This window comes from Trichlorobacter sp., assembly GCF_030247655.1.
Classification (GTDB): domain Bacteria; phylum Desulfobacterota; class Desulfuromonadia; order Geobacterales; family Pseudopelobacteraceae; genus Trichlorobacter.
In genome coordinates, this window is record NZ_JAOTRZ010000309.1 from 1 (window position 1) to 2,636 (window position 2,636).

Consider the following 2,636-nt stretch of genomic DNA (forward strand, 5'->3'; position numbering starts at 1 on the left):
TGATTTTCTCGCTGTAGCGACCAATCCTTATGCCTTGATCAAGTTTTTTCACACGGTAACTTCTGGTTTTGTGATGGCAGGTTTCTTTGTAATGGGAATTGCAGCCTGGCATCTGTTGAAGAAGAATGAGATTGATTTCTTTACCCGTTCATTCAAGACCGGCGCAATGTTTGCTTTGATTTCTGGTATTCTGGTTGCCCTGACCGGTGACTTCCATGCCGTTGAGATTGCCAAGGTGCAACCTACTAAATTTGCTGCCATGGAATCAGTCTGGGAAACCCAGAAGGGTGCCCCAATGCACCTGCTGCTGGTGCCGGATGAAGCAAATGAGCGCAACAGTGTGCAGACCGCTTCAGTTCCAGGAGCCCTCAGCTTTTTAGCATTCCACGATACCGCTGCAGAAGTTAAAGGTCTGAAAGATTTTCCCAAAGATGAACGTCCGCCTGTGTTACCGGTCTTTTTGAGTTTTCGCATTATGGCAGGCCTGGGGACGCTTATTATCGGGCTTGCTTTTGCTGCGGTAGTTTTAGCGCGTTGGAAGCACTTTATTGATTTTAAGATCTTTCTGTACATCATGGTGGCTGCAATCCCGATTCCCTATCTGGCAATCCAGCTGGGCTGGCTGGTTGCTGAACTCGGCCGTCAACCTTGGGTAGTGTATGGGGTGATGAAGACCGCTGTCGGTGTTTCAAAATCAGTCACATCCCTGCAAGTGCTGGGATCATTACTCGGTTTTACGGCGCTCTATGGCCTGCTGGGCGTAATTGATATCTATCTGCTGGTGAAGTATGCCAAAAAAGGGCCTGATAAAGGCACTGGCATGATTCCAGTCAAGGAGGTGGCATAACATGGAAATGCTCCAAATTACCTGGTTCGTGCTCTGGGCAGTACTTTGGTCTGTATATTTCATGATGGATGGCTTTGTGCTGGGGCTGGGTTTCACATCCGGTTTGATTGCCAAAACCGATACAGAAAAGCGGATTCTGATCAACTCAGTCGGCCCGGTCTGGGACGGTAACGAAGTATGGTTGCTGACCGCTGGCGGGGCTACCTTTGCGGCATTTCCCACCACCTATGCCCTGATGTTCAGCTATCTCTATACCGCCTTGTTGCTGTTGCTGTTTTCCCTGATTGTCCGCGGTGTCTCCTTTGAATTCCGTGGCAAGATTGACAGTCCTGCATGGAAGAGTGGCTGGGATACCGCAATCATCGTTTCCAGCTTCCTGCCAGCCCTGTTGTTCGGCGTAGCCTTTGGCAACATCTTCAGCGGTCTGCCGATGGATGCAGCTGGTTATCATGGTGGTCTGATTTCCCTGCTGAACCCCTATGGTATTTTGACCGGTTTGCTGTTTGTCTTCCTTTTTGCAGTGCATGGTGCCCTGTACGCTACCGTTAAGACCACCGGTGAACTGTCTGCCCGTGCTTTTGCCCTGGCAAAGCTGCTCTGGATTCCGCTGCTGTTGATCGCTGTGGTATTCCTTGGCTACACCGCCTATGCAACCAAGCTGTATAATAACTACATGAAACTTCCGGTTCTGTTTGTGGTGCCAGCTATTGCTGTGCTGTCACTGGTCGCAGTTGAGGGCTTTATGATACTGAAGAAGCCGCTCAGCGCCTTTACTGCTTCCTGTCTTACCATTGTCTTTGTGGTGGTAACCGGAGTGACAGGTCTGTTCCCGAACCTGATTCCCTCCAGCCTTGACCCGGCATTCAGTCTAACTATCTTCAACTCATCATCCAGTCAGTACACCTTGACGATCATGACAGTAGTTGTTGCTATCTTTGTTCCAATCGTTATTCTCTACAAGATCTGGGCTTACCGACTCTTCAGGGCTCCGGTTACTGAGAAGGATGTACTGGATAATCATGAGGCGTACTAAACTGCTCTGCTGATCTTTGTATGCTAAAAAAGCCGACCCTGCAAAGGGTCGGCTTTTTTAGTGGTATTAAGCTTCAGAGTAAGTGAATTACGCCCCGGCCTGCACCGCCGTAATCGCCACCACGTTCACGATGTCGTCCACGGAGCAGCCACGGGACAGGTCATTGACCGGCTTGGCCAGACCTTGAATGATCGGGCCTACCGCTTCGGCACCTGCCACTCGCTCCACCAGTTTGTAGGCGATATTGCCAGCATCAAGGTCAGGGAAGATCAGCACGTTGGCTTTGCCTGCCACCGGACTGCCCGGTGCTTTTTTCTCACCTACCTTGGGCAGCAGGGCTGCATCAGCCTGCAGCTCGCCATCGATCTGGATATCAGGCTTAATGCTCTTGGCAATCTCGGCTGCCTTGGTGACCTTGTCCACATCAGCGTGGGCGGCACTGCCCTTGGTGGAGAAGGAAAGCATACCAACCCGAGCCTCAACATCCAGGAACGCCTTGCAGTTGCCAGCCGTGGCAACAGCGATCTCCGCCAGGGCCTGTGCATCCGGGTTGGGGTTCACGGCACAGTCGGCAAACAGGATAATCCCGTTTTCACCGAAGGAAGGGGTCTTGGTGATCATCAGGAAGAAAGATGATACCGTCTTGATCCCTGCAGCAGGTCCCACAGTCTGGAAAGCAGCCCGCAGCACAATCCCGGTCGTGTCGGTGGCCCCCGCTTCTTCACCGCCTGCATCTCCATGGCGGACCATCATACC

Annotated in this window: 3 protein-coding genes; 2 read left to right on the plus strand and 1 reads right to left on the minus strand. The window is 51.8% G+C overall.

Annotated features, from left to right (window positions below):
- Positions 1–847 (plus strand): cytochrome ubiquinol oxidase subunit I (locus OEL57_RS16080; RefSeq protein ID WP_300741871.1); only part of this gene is annotated, 847 nt, incomplete at its 5' end.
- A gap of 1 nt (position 848) precedes the next feature.
- Positions 849–1,880, plus strand: a complete 1,032-nt coding sequence (gene cydB, locus OEL57_RS16085; RefSeq protein ID WP_300741873.1) for a cytochrome d ubiquinol oxidase subunit II — start codon at positions 849–851, stop codon at positions 1,878–1,880.
- Between the two features lie 87 nt (positions 1,881–1,967).
- On the opposite strand, the gene OEL57_RS16090 is transcribed toward cydB, so the two are convergent.
- Positions 1,968–2,636: phosphate acyltransferase (locus OEL57_RS16090; RefSeq protein WP_300741875.1), on the minus strand; the 669-nt coding region annotated here is incomplete at its 5' end.

What these genes read in the sequence shown, in the direction of transcription:
- cydB (WP_300741873.1), top strand. Translation starts at nt 849, where the DNA reads ATGGAAATGCTCCAAATTACCTGGTTCGTGCTCTGGGCAGTACTTTGG.